Source organism: Erythrobacter donghaensis (genome assembly GCF_001557325.1).
Classification (GTDB): domain Bacteria; phylum Pseudomonadota; class Alphaproteobacteria; order Sphingomonadales; family Sphingomonadaceae; genus Erythrobacter; species Erythrobacter donghaensis_B.
This window is the reverse complement of the sequence record NZ_LSJS01000309.1, coordinates 1-15,701: the sequence shown is the minus strand read 5'-3', so window position 1 is coordinate 15,701 and position 15,701 is coordinate 1. Positions and strand designations below refer to the sequence as shown.

14 protein-coding genes are annotated in these 15,701 nt (G+C 71.4%); 3 read left to right on the top strand and 11 right to left on the bottom strand.

The genetic code is table 11. The features are described from left to right. From AX692_RS18100 to AX692_RS18075, 6 genes are all read right to left on the bottom strand, one after another. On the bottom strand, positions 1-291 hold a 291-nt coding region (locus AX692_RS18100), incomplete at its 3' end, for a prepilin peptidase (protein ID WP_196491823.1). 273 nt (positions 292-564) lie between these two features. Next, positions 565-1,239 carry a sugar transferase gene (locus tag AX692_RS18095; protein WP_230959564.1) on the bottom strand — a complete coding sequence of 225 codons (675 nt, stop codon included), beginning with the start codon at positions 1,237-1,239 and terminating at the stop codon, positions 565-567. A 351-nt stretch (positions 1,240-1,590) separates the two neighbouring features. Next, the gene (locus AX692_RS18090; protein ID WP_073975308.1) at positions 1,591-2,076 is read right to left on the bottom strand and encodes a Rap1a/Tai family immunity protein; all 486 of its coding nucleotides are present in this window, start codon (positions 2,074-2,076) and stop codon (positions 1,591-1,593) included. Then, a complete protein-coding gene (locus tag AX692_RS18085) occupies positions 2,073-3,023 on the bottom strand; it encodes a cell wall hydrolase (RefSeq protein ID WP_073975307.1) in 951 nt (316 codons plus the stop codon). Before AX692_RS18085 ends, AX692_RS18090 begins: the two co-directional genes overlap by 4 nt. A gap of 153 nt (positions 3,024-3,176) precedes the next feature. Continuing rightward, positions 3,177-5,024, bottom strand: a complete 1,848-nt coding sequence (locus AX692_RS18080) for an ABC transporter ATP-binding protein (RefSeq protein ID WP_073975306.1) — start codon at positions 5,022-5,024, stop codon at positions 3,177-3,179. Next, positions 5,021-6,238: a glycosyltransferase gene (locus AX692_RS18075; RefSeq protein ID WP_155644895.1), complete on the bottom strand. Its 1,218-nt coding sequence runs from the start codon at positions 6,236-6,238 to the stop codon at positions 5,021-5,023. Before AX692_RS18075 ends, AX692_RS18080 begins: the two co-directional genes overlap by 4 nt. 173 nt (positions 6,239-6,411) lie before the next feature. Between AX692_RS18075 and AX692_RS18070 the strand changes: the two genes are divergently transcribed. Next, on the top strand, positions 6,412-7,632 hold the full coding sequence (locus AX692_RS18070) for a glycosyltransferase family 2 protein (protein ID WP_081095451.1): 1,221 nt from the start codon (positions 6,412-6,414) through the stop codon (positions 7,630-7,632). 10 nt (positions 7,633-7,642) lie between these two features. Here AX692_RS18070 and AX692_RS18065 read toward each other — a convergent pair whose 3' ends face one another. From AX692_RS18065 to AX692_RS18055, 3 genes are all read right to left on the bottom strand, one after another. Beyond that, positions 7,643-8,212: a polysaccharide biosynthesis/export family protein gene (locus AX692_RS18065; RefSeq protein ID WP_073975303.1), complete on the bottom strand. Its 570-nt coding sequence runs from the start codon at positions 8,210-8,212 to the stop codon at positions 7,643-7,645. After that, the gene (locus AX692_RS18060; protein WP_073975302.1) at positions 8,209-9,513 is read right to left on the bottom strand and encodes an O-antigen ligase family protein; all 1,305 of its coding nucleotides are present in this window, start codon (positions 9,511-9,513) and stop codon (positions 8,209-8,211) included. The genes AX692_RS18065 and AX692_RS18060 overlap by 4 nt, the downstream gene beginning before the upstream one ends. A 106-nt stretch (positions 9,514-9,619) precedes the next feature. After that, the gene (locus AX692_RS18055; RefSeq protein ID WP_073977805.1) at positions 9,620-10,588 is read right to left on the bottom strand and encodes a glycosyltransferase family 2 protein; all 969 of its coding nucleotides are present in this window, start codon (positions 10,586-10,588) and stop codon (positions 9,620-9,622) included. Between the two features lie 153 nt (positions 10,589-10,741). Here AX692_RS18055 and AX692_RS18050 point away from each other — a divergent pair, with 153 nt between their 5' ends. Both AX692_RS18050 and AX692_RS18045 read left to right on the top strand, forming a co-directional pair. Further along, positions 10,742-12,109 carry a glycosyltransferase family 2 protein gene (locus tag AX692_RS18050; protein ID WP_073975719.1) on the top strand — a complete coding sequence of 456 codons (1,368 nt, stop codon included), beginning with the start codon at positions 10,742-10,744 and terminating at the stop codon, positions 12,107-12,109. Then, entirely contained in the window at positions 12,106-13,440 is a 1,335-nt protein-coding gene (locus AX692_RS18045) for a glycosyltransferase (protein WP_073975862.1), read from the top strand. The genes AX692_RS18050 and AX692_RS18045 overlap by 4 nt, the downstream gene beginning before the upstream one ends. On the opposite strand, the gene AX692_RS18040 is transcribed toward AX692_RS18045, so the two are convergent. Further along, positions 13,359-14,384 (bottom strand): glycosyltransferase family 2 protein, encoded by a 1,026-nt coding sequence (locus AX692_RS18040; protein ID WP_073975861.1) that lies wholly within the window; start codon positions 14,382-14,384, stop codon positions 13,359-13,361. The genes AX692_RS18045 and AX692_RS18040 overlap by 82 nt on opposite strands. Continuing rightward, positions 14,381-15,484: a glycosyltransferase gene (locus AX692_RS18035; RefSeq protein ID WP_073975860.1), complete on the bottom strand. Its 1,104-nt coding sequence runs from the start codon at positions 15,482-15,484 to the stop codon at positions 14,381-14,383. Before AX692_RS18035 ends, AX692_RS18040 begins: the two co-directional genes overlap by 4 nt. Positions 15,485-15,701 lie beyond the last annotated feature (217 nt).

The following is a 15,701-nucleotide window of genomic DNA, read 5'->3' as shown; positions in this document are numbered from 1 at the left end:
CAGCACAGCCGCCCCGCCGATCGCCGCGCCGCCGATCTCGGCGCCCGGTTGCCACACCCCGATGGGCTCGCGGCAGCTTCGGCATCTGCCCCGCAGCACCAGCCACGAGACAAGCGGCACCAGATCGCGCACGGCAATGGGGGCAGCGCAGCTGTCGCAGGCGGAGCGTCCCGCGATGAGCGAGCGTCCCTCGGGCAGGCGCACCATCGCGGCTCCGATGAAGCTGCCGATTGCCGCGCCGGCAAGCATCGCGGTGACGAATGTCAGGCCGATGGGCCATTCTGGGATCATCGCATCCGGCTCCAGCGCGTCAGCGCCCCCACCGGCGCGGCCATCAGCCTAATCGCCCACACGGCCCGCTGTCATCCCGCGCAGATCGAACGACCCACGGATTTGCGCCTTCGACGGGCTGCGGGAATGCGCGGTGATTGGTCAAAACCGGAGCCGCAGAGCAGCGGCGCGATCGAACGGCGCGTGGCCGCGAACCAAGGCATCCCGCCGGCTTTCGCTACGGCCGCGGGAGGGCGATGCTTTCGCAGACTGTCGGCGCCGCTCCCCGAGCCCTCAGCGCGAGCCGCGCGCGGCGAGCACGCTGGGCACCGTCAGCAGGATGATCCGCATGTCGCGCAGCACCGTGCGGCTGCTGACATAGCGCACATCGAGCAACACCCGCTCGAAGTAGCGGATGTCGCTCCGCCCGGAGATCTGCCACAGGCCGGTGATCCCCGGACGCACCCGGCAATAGAGCGCGAAATGCTGGCCGTAGCGCGCCGCTTCGGTCTCGACGATCGGGCGCGGCCCGACGATGCTCATCTCGCCCATCAGCACGTTGAACAGCTGCGGCAGCTCATCGAGGCTCGAGCGGCGCAGGAAATTGCCGAGCCACGTCACGCGCGGATCATGGGTCAGCTTCTGGCTCTCGGCCCATTCGCGCGCGGCTTCGGGGTCGCGGGCGAGGATCTCGGCAAGGCGGGCTTCGGCGTCCACCACCATGGTGCGGAACTTCCAGCAGCCGAAGGTCTTGCCGCCGAGCCCGACGCGGCGATGGCGGAAGAACACCGGGCCGCGGTCGGTGCAGGCGATTGCCAGCGCGATCAGCACGAGGAGCGGCAGGAAGAACATCAGCGCGCACAGGGCGATGACGATGTCGAGCCCGCGCGACACCGCGGCCGGGGGCCAATCGTTCGAGGTGCTTGCGGTGCGGGCGATCTGGAAGGCGTCTCGCGGCTCGATATACACGGTGCAGCACCCTTTCGGTTCGGCCGGATCCTTGATGATCCTGCGTGTTTCACGGATTTGCGATGAGGCCCCTGCCTGCGCGCGAGGTTTCTATTCCGCGCCCGGCAAAGAGGCTCTAGATTAGGTTAACAACGTGTTGCGTTCACCGCAGGTGGCGGCAGCAGGGCAACGGGTTGCCGCAGGGGCAGCGGATTAGGAGCGATGATCATGGAGGCCCAGCACGGTCGGCCGGAGGAGCGTGAGGGCACGCGCGAGGGCAAGGCAGCCCCGCGCCAGAAAGTGCGCCTGCATCCGCGGCGCCGACGCGGCAGCAGCCGGCAGGACAAGTACCCGCGGTTGCTGCGGTTCGCCCTATTGCTGGGGTTGCCGATCGGCCTGTGGGCCGCGATCTATTGGGTCATCCGGCTGTTCGGGTGACGGCAGCACAGGCGCTGCGGGGGCCGGTGAAACCGGAGCTTCGCAGGGGAAGGCCTCCTGCAGGCTCGCGACGATCACCGATGCGGCCTGCGCCTCGGTGAGTGAGGGGTTGGCGACGAGGTAGGCCGTGAAGGTATCGGCGAGCCGTCCCATGGTGAGGCCCGCGGGCAGGCACGGGTCGCCCGAACCGATCCACACCCGGTAGGACCGCGCCGCGTCGGCAACCGCGCCGAGATAGGCGAAGCAGAAGCTGCGCGCGAAGCTCGAATTCTCGCGGCATTTGCGCAGCAGGTTGCCGGCGGATTCGAACCCCGCGACCGCCTCGGCGCCGCTGGCTTGCGCGCGTGCGGGCGCGGCGGCGAGCAGCGCGAGGCTGGCCGCGGCGAGGCTCGCGATGGCGGTCCCCCGGCGGCGGCTCACGGTGTGCCGCCACTTGGCGTGGTTGCCATGGGCAGAGGGCGCGCGCGGAACGGCGCGGCAGGCGCGGATGCCGGCGGTGGCGGTGGCGGCACTGCGGCAGCAGGCCCAACGAGGGGCCCGGCGAGCGCTGCGGCGTCGGTCGACGCGCCGAGGCCGGGCAGGCCTTCGCCCTGCGGCCCTGCGGCAGCCGCGCGCGGCGTCCAAGCGGCGACCAGCGGTTCGCGTCCGACATAGGATTGGGTGAAGGCTCCCGCAGTCCCGTTCCACCCGCGCCAGCGGTAGAAGACATGGCGCCCGATCTGCCCCGCCTTGTCGAGCGTGCTGCTCCAGTAGGGCAGGACGTAATCGGCGTGGTAGTGAGTCGCCAGTCCGACCTCCGGAGCCGTCGCTCCGCCAAGCGCCGCCCTGGCGACGCGGTTGGCGCGCGCCCACAGGCTCGGCACCGGCGCGCGGGCGCGCGAGCCATCGCAGGTGAAGGTGAACTGGCACCCGGTCGAGCGCTCCTGTCCCTGGAACACGACGCCGCAGACGTTGTTCGGGTAAGCCGGATGGCGCACACGGTTGAGTACGACCTGCGCGATCGCCCGCTGGCCGGCCTCCGGCTCGAGCGCGCCTTCGTAATAGATCGCCTCGGTCAGGCAGGTCTCGGCCCGCAGCGCGCTGGCGGCATCGCCATAGCGAGCGTTGAAGGGCGCGGCTGGCACCATCGCGAGGTCGGGCGCTGCGTCCTCGCTCTGGCGCTCGAAAGGCGAAGGCAGATCCGGCGCGAAAGCCGCTATCCCCGCGAAGGCGCTGCCCGACTGCCCCGGCGAGACCGGCAGCACCGGCACCAGCAGCAGCGCCATCACGCTCACCGCACCGGCCAGTCGAGCGCCGAGCAGCCCGCCGCGGCGCAGCCGGCGCTGCGCAGGCGGGGCGAGGTAGGGGAACGGGGCGGCAAGAGCCATGAGCGGTGCATTGCTCCTTCGGACAAGCGGACAGGCGTGCCGCGCGCCGGCGAATGGCCGGACGTCTCACGCGCCGCGGCGTTGGCCCCTTGCGGGCGCCAGCGCCCTAACCTCGGTTCGGAATGCGCCGAGCCGAAGCGTCCGCGCGCCCGCTCACGCGGCCATCTCGCGGAAGGCGCTGTGGCTTTGCTGGAGGGTTGCGTAGTCGCCCGACGCTTCGACCCGGCCGTCCTTGAGGTAGTAGAGCACCTCGCAGCCGCGCACGGTCGACAGGCGGTGCGCGATCATCACTACGGTGCGCGTGCCCCGCATCCCCTCGACTGCCTCGATCACCGCGCGTTCGGTGGTGTTGTCGAGCGCGCTGGTCGCCTCGTCGAGGATCAGGATCGCCGGATCATGGTAGAGCGCGCGGGCGATGCCGATTCGCTGGCGCTCGCCGCCCGAGATGCGCACCCCGCTCTCGCCCACCAGCGTGTCGAGCCCCTCGGGCTGGCGGTCGATGAACCGGCCGAGCTGGGCAAGGCGGATCGCTTCGGCGAGTGCCTCCTCGTCGACATCGGCGTCCTCGATCCCCAATGCGATGTTGCGGCGGATGGTGTCGTCGAGCAGGTAGATCGACTGCGGCACGTAACCGACCTGGCGGCGCCACGCGCGCAGTTCGCCCTCGTCGAGGCGATGGCCGTCAACCACCAGCCCGCCGCGTTCCGGGGCGACGAGGCCGAGCAGGACATCGACCACGGTCGACTTGCCGGCCCCGGTGGTGCCGACAAGGCCCACCGCCGCGCCGACCGGAATGCTGATGTCGATGTTCTTGAGCGCATGGTCGGCTGCGCCCTCGTAGCGGTGCCATACGCCCTCGAGCGCGATCACGCTCTGCGGGCGGGGGACGTCCGGAGCGCTATCGCGCAGCGGCGCATCGCCGAGCAAAGCCAGATCGCGCACGATCGGCTGGATGGCGACAAGGCTGTAACGCAGATCCGCGAACTGGTTGAGCGCCGCGCTCGAGGCCTCGCGCAGGCGCACCAGGCCCACCACGAACAGCGAGAGCGTGACAAGGATGCTCTCGGTCGTGCGGCCCTGCAGCACCAGCCCGACGGCGAGCGCCAGCAGCCCGGTCATCGCCACCATTTCCGACGCCGGCGGGATGATCTTCATGATCAGGAGCTTGAAGCCGTGCGCGCGCGTCAGCTGCGTCGCCGCGTCCATCACCTTGCCGGTGAAGAAATCCTCGCGCCCCAGCGTGCGGATTTCCTTGATGCCGCCGAAGGCCTGCATGAGGTTCTGGTTGAGCGCCGCGCGGCCCTGCTGCTGCACCAGCCCGAAGCGCCGCAGCCGCCCGGTGACCCCGCGCAACGCGGCAAAGCCGATCAGCCCGAGGAACACGATCCAGGCGATCGTGATGACCGGCTCGACGACCAGCAGGAAGCCGAGCACCGCAATCACGATCACCGTGCGGGTGCATAGCTCGAGGATCGTGCTGATCACGCTGTTGCACACGGTCATCACCTCGTTGTCGACATTGCGCAGCAGTTCTGAGCGGTTGCGGGCGAGGAAGAAGCGGTAGGGCGCGGCCATGTAGGCGCGCATCAAGCGCCCCGCGATGGCGATCCGGCGGTGGGAGACGTAGCGGATCTGCGCCCAGTAATTGAATGCGAGGAACCCGTTCTTGATCGCGAAGATGGCGAGCAGCGCGGCCGCGCCCCAGATCACCAGTTCGCTGCTGTCGAGCCCTTCGGTGAGCGGGCCCAGCACCGGGCCGAGGAGCGGCAGGCGCAGCATCGCCTCGCGATCGACCACCGCGCTGACGAAGGCGGGCACCGCGGCCAGCCCCGCGATCTCGAGCGCCGCGCCGATCAGCATCATGCCGAACAGGATCGCGGCATTGATCCGCTCGCGCGGGGAGAGGAGCGAAAGGAGGCCCCTGACCGGGCCCGGGGACATCGCCTCGTCGCCTTCGGGATGCAGGGGGACCGGCGCGGGCGTGGCAGCGGGGGCGTTCATGCCGGGCTCACGACGCTGCGCGGGGTGGCGGCGGCGCTGCCGCTCGTGGTGCCGCCGGTGCCGGTGCTCGCGCTGCCGCGTGCGAGCATGTCCGGCGCGCGGGCGCGCAGCGCGTCGTCCCACAGATCGGTCAGCAGATGCTTGTGACGTTCGATGTCGGACTTGCGCGCCTGCGCGAAGCCGCGTTCGCGCATCTCCTCGGGCACAGGCGCGGATACGATGGCAGGCAGTTCGTCGACCGATTCGTAGAGGATCCCCGCGCCCTCGCCGACATATTGCGCAAGGTCGCGGCGCAGTGCGGGCATGCACACCCCGACGCCTGCTGCCTGCGCTTCGGCGATCGCCACCGGCCAGCCGACGCCCGGGGCGTCGGCATCGGCGGTGTAGACCAGCCAGCGGTGGCGCTTGTACTCGCGCGGCATCGCCTCGGGCTCGATCGGGCCGACGAAGTTGACGCCCGCACCGTTCTCGGCGCTGCGCTGCTTCAGCCAGTCGGTGCGCTGGTCCATCGCGTAGAGATTGAAGCTGCGCTCGGGAACCCGGCGGCCGAGCCGCAGGAAGTCGGGCATGGCGCGCTTGCTCGCGCAGATCCCGACATTCATCACCGCATCGCCGTTGGGGCCGGAGTCGTGAAACTGGGCAAAGCGCATGACCGGGAAACAATCGATCACCTTCGCCTCGCAGGCACCGGCCCGGATCAGCCAAGGCCGCGCGAAGGGGAGGGCGAGCACGCCGAGGCACAGCTCGCTCTCCATGGCGGCCAGGCCCTCGCGCAGCCACTGCGCGCGGCTCTGCGGCGCCCCGCCGCGCAGCAGCCCGGCGATCCGCCCGCCCAGGCCCGGAGGGCGCAGCGCGAGCGTGTCGAAGGAATGGGCGCGCAAGGTGAAGGGCACCCCCGTGCGGCGCGCCACCTCACCGACGAAGCCGAGTTCGGTGAGGAAATGGGCGTGGATCAGATCGGGTTGGAACGCCTCGACCGCGGCGATGCAATCCTCCAGATCGCGCACCAGGGCGTGGGGACGGTGATTGGCATAGGCCTGCACCGGCGTTCGGCGCGCGAGGATGCCGATCTCGTAATCGGCCTCCAGCGCCTCGATCTCGTTCTTGATCGCGGTCTGTCCGGCGCGCGGATATTCGGTGAGCAGGAACAGCACCCGGGCGCGGTGCGAAGCGGGGCCGGACGCGCGTCGGGGCGGGAGAGGGTTCGTCGTCATGGGCACTCGCGTGATTGGGGGCGGGTCGTCGGCGACTTGGCGGATGAAGCGGCATGCGGCGCCGTTCGTGCCGACGCCGTTCGTGCTGCGGGTGCGAAAAGACAGGCTCGCGAGGGGCGCGGCCACTAAGCAGGTTAGGGACGCAGCACGGCGCAGCGACCAGATAGGCGCGCATGACCGCCCCACCGCCCCGGATGCCCGCCGCGGCCCGGCCGCAGCCTGCGCGCCGGGTCTCGATCATCATGCCCACCCACAACCGCGCGCATCTGATCGGCGAGAGCATCGCCTCGGCACTCAGGCAGAGCCTCGCGCCCTTTGAGATCATCGTGGTGGATGACGGCTCCACCGACCAAACCCCTGAAGTTGTGGGCTCCTTTCAGGATCGGGTGACGATGCTGCGGCAGGAGAATGCCGGCAAGTCGGCGGCGATGAACCGCGCGATCGCGGCGGCGCGCGGGGACTATCTGCTGGTGCTCGACGATGACGACCTGCTCCCGGATGGTGCGCTGGCGGCGCATGTCGCGGCGCTCGAGGCGGCGCCTGCGGCGGGCTTTTCCTACGGACGGTTTGCCCGATTTTCCGGACGGGGCGCGGATGCCCCCGCGAGCGAGGATCTCGAACCGCTGCCCCGGCCCGGCGAGAAGCGGCTGCTGGTGCAACTTATGACATGCTGCTTCCTGCCCAACCCGGCCTGGATGGTGCGGCGCGAGGTGCAGCTGGCTGCAGGCCCCTATCGCACCGATCTGCCCCGCGGGCAAGATTACGAGATGATCCTGCGGATCGCCCGCGCCGACTCCGGTGTCTATGCCGGTGGAGTGACGCTCTACCAGCGCAAGCACGTGGCTGCGCGGATGACCAGGCGGGGCGCGGTGGTCGCCACGGACACGGTCGCGGGCTGGATCGATGCCGAGCGCACGATCTTCGCCGGGATCGATGCACGGTGGAACGATGCCGATTTCCGCCCCTTTTGCGGGCCAGCCGAGGGCACCGAGGCCGAGCGCCTCGCGGTGCTCCAGCGCGGGGTGATCCTGTTCATGCGCAAGCTCCACGAAGCCGCCGCGCGCCATTTCGCCCGCTATGCCGCCATGCCGGGAGCCGAAGCGCCCGGCGAGCGCGAGCTGGCCGTGGCGGGCGATCTGCTCGGGGCGCGCTACGGGATCGGCGAGATCGCCGACGGCTCGCTCGATCCGGCGCTGCTGGCGGGGCTCGGCCTGCCGCTGGCGCTGCGCCGGGCGATGGCGCGCCAGCTGCCGTGGCGGATGCGCGAGACCCTGGCTGCGGGGCGGATCGGCGATACCGCGCGGCTGCTGCGCTGGGGGCACCGCGCCTTCGGCAGCGCCGCGCTGCTCGGCGCGGCGGGCCGAAGGATCGGCACCTCCGCCGGCGCGACCTAGTCGGGAGGCCTCAGAAGAAGCGCTCGGCCACGCGGATCGTGTCGCCCGGGCGCACCGGGAAGGAGGGCGTCTCGCGCAGGTCGACCAGCATTTCCCGGGTGTCGGTGGCGCGCTTCAGGAACACCTTGCGGCTATTGGCACGGTAAGTGAACCCGCCCGCCGACGCGACCGCTTGTTCGACCGTCAGCCCGACGGCGAAATCATATTGCCCCGGCCGCGCGACTTCGCCGAGAATGTAGAAGGGGCGGTAGGTGATGATCTCGGCGCTGACCCGGGGGTCGGCGATGTAGCCGTTGCCCAGACGCGTGGTGAGCTCGGTCTGCAGATCCTCGATCGTCCGCCCGGCGACCGGGATGTTGCCGATCAGCGGGAACGACACATCGCCCGCGCCGGTGACGCCGTATTCGCCGGTCAGCGTCTCTTCGCCGTAGACCGTGATGCGCAGCTTGTCGCCCGGCCCGAGGGTGTAGACCCGCGCATCGTCGAGCAGCCGCGCGCGCGGCGCGTCGCTTCCTCCGGCGCAGGCGGCAAGCAGCGTCAGCAGCAGGGCGGCGAACAGGGCGGGAAGGCGCATCATCATGCAGGGTTCCTTTGCGGACGGGAGGGAAGGCGGCGCACCGGTCGCCGGCGCGCGGGCGCGGGCGTGGGGGCATCCTGGCCCGCCGCCGCCAGCGGCAGCGCGGCGAGCGCGGCTGCAATCGCGGTCAGCAGCACGGTGTCGATCAGGAAGGGGCCGACGATGAGCTCGGTGCGAACTCTCAGGAGGATGATGAACAGCGTCGCGATTGCGAAGGCGCGCGGGGCGTCGATCGCGGCGACCAGCAGCACCACTCCGCGCACCCCCGCATAGGCGAGCGGCAGCAGGAACAGCACCAGGCCGATGATGCCGAGATCGGCCATCAGTTCGCGGAAGGTGTCGTGAAAGTGGAAGGCACGCCCGTCGCTCTGGCCGTTTCTCGCCAGCAGTCCCTTGCCCTTGGGGCCGAGCCAGATCGCCTTGTAGCCGTGCCCGATCACGGGTGCCTGCCGGATCAGGCGGTCGGCCTCCTCCCACAGCAGCGTGCGCCCGGTGAGGCGCTGGTCCTTGCCGAGCACGTCGGTCTGGATAATCGCGATCTCGCGCTCGATCGCGGGCAGCGCGACTGCTGCGGGGATGGCGAGCAGCGCCGCCGCGACGAGCGCGAACAGCCGCCCGCCGCGCCCGAGCAGCGCGGCCAGCGCTATCAGGCCGAGCAGGCCTGCGAGCACCACGGCCGAGACCAACGCGGTGGCCGAATCCCCCTGCACGATCAGGAACAGCGCCGGCACCACCGCCAGTGCGGCGACGCACCGGGTGAGCGGGCGATGCGCGCGCGAGGCCGCCACGCACAGCGCCGATCCCAGCCAGATCAGCGCGATGTAGCCTATCTGGTTCTTGGAGCCCGCCAGGCCGATCAGCACCGGCCCGCTCTCCGACATCCCCGCGCGTCCGCTCGCAAGTCCGGCAAGGCCGGCGATGGTGGTGCCGATGAACACCGCCAGCACCAGTTCGCGCAGGGTCAGCAATCGCCCGAGCGCCAGCCCCATCAACACCGTCACCACCAGCTGGAGGCCATAGCGCAGTGAGATCGCGGGCACGTCCGACCACAGCGTCGAAGCCGTCGCGAACAGTCCCAGCGCCAGGAGCGGCAGACCCGCCAGCAGCAGCTGCGGCACACGCCGCCAGCGCAGGCTCAGAATCGCAGCCAGGCACACCAGTTGCACCAGTGTCGCCGCCGGGCCCAGCGCGGGCGCGGACAGGCCCGCGACGATCGCGGCCGCCCACCCGGTCACCGGCAGGCGCTCGAACCCGAAAGGCCCGCTCCCCGCGGGCGTGGTGCTGGCATGCTTGGCGGCAATCAAGGCGCGCGCGCTCCGTGAGGGGGGTGACGGGATGCGGGCGACACTCGCCGATTGCCCGCGCCGGAGCGCTCACACAGGTTAGCCACCTGTTGCAGCAATGCTCCGGTCAGGGCGCGATCAGGAAGCGGCGGCGGGGGAGGGGGGCAGGCACGCGCAGAGCCGCCAGCTTGTCGCGCGCGACGCCGAGCCCGGCATCGACCAGCAGCCGCGGCCGACCCCGATGGGCAATCAACGCGCGCACGAGCCCGCTCTGGCGCTTGGCGTCGAGGAAATGGCGGTGGTGCCAGCGCTGCGCAGTCTGTGCGCGGTGCTCGAGCAGCACCGCGCGCTCCTCGGCCGCGAGCTTGCCCGCGAGCATCCGATCGTCGGCAGCGACGAGCGCGGCGAGGTCCGCGGCCGAATGCCGGGCGCTGAGCGAATCGGGTCGCTCGATTGCGACATAGCCGCAGGTCGCCACCAGCCGGAAGCTTGCGCCCGCCAGCAGCATGCGGGCATAGAGATCGAAATCCTCGCCCAGCCGCAGGCGCGCGTCGTAACCGAGCCCGTGGCGTTCGAGAAAGGCGCGGCGCATCACCGGCTTCAGGAATCCCAGCTCGCCGCGCGGGCGTCCGGCTTGCGAGATGTTGGCGGCAACGAAGCGCGCGAAGGTCATTCGCTCTGCGACGCCGCCGGTCGCAAAGGCGGCAAGGCCGGTAAAGTCCGCGGCCTCCTCGGGCGCGACGAAGATGATGTTGTCGGCCGACATGTCCCAGTCGCCCGTCGGATCGGCGAGCGCGGTAAAGCGGCCGGGAAGTACCGCGTCATCGGCATCGAGCACAGCGACCAGCGGCGCGCGCGAGCGCGCCAGAGCGAGGTTGCGCGCGGCAGCCGGCCCGAGGTTGCGGGGCGCACGGTGCACGGCGAGCCGTCCGCTGCCGTCGTCCGCGCGCATCGCCGCAGCGGCGGTCGCATCGCGCGAGGCATCGTCGATCACCACGACCTCGGCGACCTCGGGCTCTGCCAGTGCCGAGGCGACCGCGCGGCCGATGGTGCCTGCCGCATCCATCGCCGCAATGATCACGCAGACCTTGTCCATGCTGCTGCCTTTGTCCGAAGCCCGTGGGATAATCGCCGCTTTGCGCCACGTACCCTCGCGGCGCACTAACCTCGTTAAGGTCGCAGGTTGCCCGATCGGGCCTATCGCCGCGCGCGTCCCGTTCGCCGTCCTTCACGAAAGCGACCCGCCGCCATGCCCGCCCCTGTCGCCGGCCCTCCCGACCCGCTCGTCTCGCTGCTGATGGTGGCGAGGAATGCCGCGGCGCATATCGACGCAGCGCTCGCCTCGTGCCGTCGCCAGAGCCTTGCCGCGATCGAGATCGTGGTGGTCGATGACGGATCGACCGACGCCACGGCCGCGATCATCGCCCGCCATGCCGCCGAGGATGCGCGGGTGATCCCGGTGCGCGGGCACGGCAAGGGGCTCGCGGCGGTGCGCAATCTTTCGATCGCCGCAGCTGCCGCGCCCTGGGCGGCGATCATCGACAGCGATGACATCCTCCATCCGCGCCATGTCGAGGCGCTGCTGGGCCTGGCGCGAAGCCGGGGCGCAGACATGGCGGCGGCGAACATGATTGCCTTCGGTCAAGACCTGGCGCCAGCGCTGTTCGCTGCGGGGCCGCAATGGGCGCGCGAACGGATGATCGGCCACATCGAGTATCTCGAGAGCGGCCGGCTCGACCGACCCGGGGTGCAGCTCGGCTACCTGAAGCCGCTGCTGCGGCTCGAGGCGCTGCGGCGGCAGGGCATTGCCTACGACCTGCGCCTGAGGATCGGCGAGGACTGGGACATGGTAGAGCGTGCGCTCGCGGCGGGGCTGACCTATGCCTTCGCGCCCGAGCCGACCTATTACTACCGCCGCCACCCGGGCTCGGTCTCGTTCCGCTGGCAACCGGGGGATCTCGCCGCGCTGATCGCAGCCGAGCGCGACCGCCTGGCCAAGCCGCAGCAGCGCGGACTGGCTGCGGCGCGGCGGGCGCGGCTGGCCTCGCTCGAGGACGCGCTGGCGCATTGCGAGGCGGTCGGCCTGCTCAAGGCGAGGGCACCGCTGCGCGCACTCGCGATCCTTGCCCGCCGCCCGCGCGCGCTCGGGCTGTTGGGGGCGAGCGTGCGCGAGGGGCTGGCTCGGCGTGTCGGCAAGTGGCGCGCGCGCGGCGCGGCGCTCGATCCTGCGCCAACTGCCCCGCTTGCGCTGCTCTGCGGTGATCCCGAACCGGGTTCGCCCATCGCCATCGCCGCAGCACTTGCCGAGGCGAGCGGCTGCGTCGTGGTGCGACTTTCGCCCGCGGACCTCGCCGATCCGCTTGCGGTCGCGCGGAGCGGGCGGGGGGCGGCGCTGGTGCTGCTCGCCGATACGATGCTGGCCGACCGGGCCGCCCATGCCATCGGCGACGGCGCGCCCTTCGTCGCGGCGGCCGGCGCGCAGCATCCGCTGATCGACCTGGTGATCGACCAGCACAGCTGCGGTGCGCTGCTCGAACTCATCCCCAAGAGCGCCGATGCCGACGCGGGCCTGCTGTGGCGCGAACGGGCGCGGCGGGTGGCGGGGCTGGCCGCATGAGAACCGCCGCGCTCCGCTCGCCACCGCCTGCGCGGGCGATCATCGTCAGCCGCCAGCGCCTGATCGGGGCGACCAATGGCAGCTCGTCCTATGTCATCGACCTCGCCCGCTCGGCACGCGCGGCCGGGCTGGAGCCGGTGCTGTGGCAGCCGACCCCGAACGTGATGGGCCGCATCCCCTTGTACCGCGCGCGTCCCGAGATGGCGGTGTTCACCGAGCACCGTATCCGGGGTGTCGCGCGGATCGGGCGCTGGTTCGTCTCGACCGATCCGGGGGTGTGGCGCGACGCGGCGATTGGAGCCGCGCGGAGCCTTGCGCGGCGTGTCGGCCTCAAGGGCGACTGGACGCGCGACCGGCCGCGCCCCTACACCATCGCCGCGCCCTGGAGTGCTGCCGACCGCGCCTGGCTTTCGGCGCAGGTGCTGCGGCCCGAGGACGTGGTGCTCGCCGATTATGCCTTCCAGTCCGAAGCTTTCGCGCTGCTCGGCGCGCCGCGCGCTCGCAGCGCGATCATCATGCACGATCTGTTCCATCGCCGCGCCGGATCGGGGGCGGGGGCCGAACGCGATTCGGTCACCGCCCTCTCGCGCGAGGCCGAGGTGGCGCTGCTCGAGCGAGCGGGCACGGTGATCGCGATCCAGCAGGACGAGGCCGATTTCGTCGCCGGGGCGCTGCCCGAGACACGCGTCATCCTCGCCCCCGGCACGCGCACGCCCGAGGCTCCGCAGACCGCGCCCGGAGACCCCCATCGCCTGCTGTTTGTCGGCAGCCGAACCGCGCCCAATTCGGACGGGCTGGCGTGGTTTCTGGAACGGGTCTGGCCCGCCATCGCCGCCGCCGCCTCTACGACACGGCTCGATGTGGTGGGGACGGTCGCGGCCGATTTCGTCGGCGCGCGGGTGCCCGATGGCGTGCGCCTCCACGGGCTCGTCCCGCAGCTCGCGCCGTTCTACGCGCGTGCCGGGATCGTCATCGCGCCCCTGCGGTTCGGCTCGGGGCTCAAGATCAAGCTGGTCGAGGCGCTTGCCTGGGGCAAGCCGATGGTGGTGAGTCCGGTGACGCTGCAAGGCGTGGAGGAGGCCTGCGGTCCGGCGGTGATGGTGGCGGATAGTCCCGGGGGCTTTGCCGCGGCGATCCTCGCCTTGCAGAAAGACGGCGCCCTGCGCGAGCGCCTCTCGCAGGCCGCGCGCGCGGCGGTGGCAGCGCATTTCGCGCCCGCAGGCACGCACCGTGCCTATCGCGAATGGCTTCAGGAGGCAGCGAAGGGGAGCACCGGGGCGGGCACGCTCCTGCCGCCCGACATGCGCGCGGCGATTTCCTGCTTCCAGTAGCCTGCGCTCCACGCGGCGTGCATGATCATCGCTGCGCTCCCCGCGAGCGCGACATCCGCGCGGCGCGCGCGCAGCGCCAGCGCGAGGCCCCAGCCCTGGCACAGCGCTGCCCAGCCTGCGGCAGGGAGGGCCAGTGCAGGGTACAGCGGAGCCGCGAGCGCCGCCACGCAGGCCGGCGCGACCGCCAAGGGAAGCGCCTGGCGCGGCTTGAGCATGCGGCGGTGGCGGCGCATCGTCGTCGCCCGGCCCTTGCCGTAGCGCCAATATTGCCGGGCGAGCGCGCGCGCCGTGGTGCGCGGGAAATAGGTGACCGGGAGATCGGGGGCGAGCCAGATGCGGGAGCCCAGCGCGCCGAGCCGCAGGTCGAGTTCGGCATCCTCGTTGCAGGGCATGGTCTCGCAATAGCCGCCCGCTGCGCGAAAGGCGGCGATCCGCATCAGCGCGTGGTGCCCGTGATCGACAAGTCCGCCTGCCGCCCCGCTGCGGTGCGCGGCTCCGCCGGTGCCGAGACGCGAGTTCTGCGCCGCAGCCACCCCCCGGGCAAAGCCGCTGGCGGCGCGGGTCTCCATCCGCACCACGACCGAATCGACGCGCTCTGCCTCGGCGGTGGCGATCAGGCGCGCGACGAAGCACTCGGGGTAGAGTGCATGGGCATCGATCCTTGCAAGCCAGGTCGCCTCCCTCCCGAAGCGGGCCACGGCGCGGTTGATCCCGGCGCTCTGGATGCGGCCGGGATTGTCGAGCAGGGTCACGCGCGGCTCGCCTGCGGCGATGCGGCGCACAATGGCGCGGGTGCCGTCGGTGCTCCCCCCATCGGCGACGACGATCCGCGTGTTGGCGGGATCGGCGAGGAGGTGCGCGATCAGCGCGGCGATGTGCGCGGCCTCGTTGAGGCAGGGGATCACGGTGAGGACGCTCGCGGGTTCGGGGGCGGGGTGGCTCATGCGGGCGTGGTCTCCAGCCGGCGCACCAGGCGCCGGTGATCTTCGGGGGATAAGGCGATGGCCGAGCGCGGCAGAGCGCGCGCGGCGGCGGCGAGGTCGGCGTGGCGCGCGGGGGTCATGCTCGCGAGCACCTCGCCCAGCGCCTCGCCCTGCCCGAGCGTGAGGCCGACCCCGGCCGCCGCGAGCCAGCGCCCGGTCTCGACATCCGCGAGCGCCACCGGCACCGCCCCGTGCGCCAGGCTTTCGTAAAGGCGGTTGGGGAGCAGCCATGCCGAGTTCAGGCCTTCCTCGAAATAGTCGATGCACCAGGCGAAATGGACGCGGGCGTAGAGCGCAGGGAGGTCGCTGGCAGTGTAGGGCCCGGCAAACGTGACGCCGGGCAAGCGCGCGACTTCGGCGGGTAAGTCGGCAAAGACGTCGGGCGAGGGCAGGCCGGCGATCAGCACCTTGACCCGGCCCTCCGAGCGCGCCGCGATATCACCGAGGATTGCGAGGCTGCGGCGGCAGCGCAGCATGCCGAACCAGCCGATCACCCAGGGTGCTCCGGGGACGGCAGCGGGCAGGGTCTGGGGAACTGCGCCGACCTTGTTCTCGACCAGCTCGATCGGCCCCCGCCACCCCTGCCGCTCACGGAAATAGGCTTTTGCGAACGCCGGGGAACTGACGATCACCTGCCTCGTGCGCGCGAGCAGGCGGCGCTCGATGAAGCGCAGCGCGCGGCTCGCGGGCCCCATGCCGAGCAGGCTGCGGTGAATGTCGAGGCATTCGTAGACCACCGGCTGGCGGCCCCTTGCGAGCAGCACGGCGAGCACCAGCATCTCGAGATTGCGGGCGATGACGATGTCGGCGCTGCGGACGACTTCGCGCAGGCGACCGGGGAAGAGCAGCCGCCGCAGCACCAGCACCGCACGTGCGACGAGTCGTCCGTCATGGCTGCGCCCGAGCGGCAGCGCGGCCGTCCCGGCAACTGCGGGCGGAGCGGAGCGGCGGTGGAAGCCCGCCAGCAGCACCGTGGCGCCGCCGGCCTGCAGGCTCTCCACGCGGCGGGCGACGGCGGCATCGGCGAGATCGTGCACGAGATAGGCGATCCGGCTCGGCATCTCGCGTGATCTTCCTTCCCCTATGGCAAGCGCGCCGCAGCCTCTGGCGCAGCCGCAAGCGGGGGGCACCAAGACGGGTTGGCAATTCAGGTTATGGCCCGGCAGGCCGCGTGCGGGCACTCGGACGCACCGACAGCCCGGCAGCGTGCCGGCGCACCGGACAGGAGACGCCCTTGGCGACGAGAGCAGACCGCCTGGTTCACGAGACCGCCGATCC